Annotated in this window: 1 protein-coding gene; it reads right to left on the bottom strand. The window is 33.9% G+C overall.

Annotated elements, in window-relative coordinates; genetic code table 11:
- Positions 1-105: prepilin-type N-terminal cleavage/methylation domain-containing protein (locus R0J88_RS23205; RefSeq protein ID WP_410901346.1), on the bottom strand; the 105-nt coding region annotated here is incomplete at its 3' end.
- Positions 106-239 lie beyond the last annotated feature (134 nt).

The following is a 239-nucleotide window of genomic DNA, read 5'->3' as shown; positions in this document are numbered from 1 at the left end:
TTCTTGTTGGCCCATAATATTTGGCGCCACAATAGACATCATCATCCCGATGATAACCAGTACCACCATTACTTCTAGTAAAGAAAAATCTGATTGTTTGTTCACGTAATTACCTCATTATTCTAACAACACTAAGCAAAAATGGTTTAGCTAAAACCATTAATATATAAAAACTATTTAAATTTAGCGCCCAACTGCTTTGTTCATTGCCATAATAGGCTGCAAAATGGCCATAACAA

The sequence above is a fragment of the Pseudoalteromonas sp. SIMBA_162 genome, from assembly GCF_046535955.1.
GTDB lineage: Bacteria > Pseudomonadota > Gammaproteobacteria > Enterobacterales > Alteromonadaceae > Pseudoalteromonas > Pseudoalteromonas marina.
Note: the sequence above shows the minus strand (reverse complement) of the source record. Positions and strands in the feature narration are given on the sequence as shown.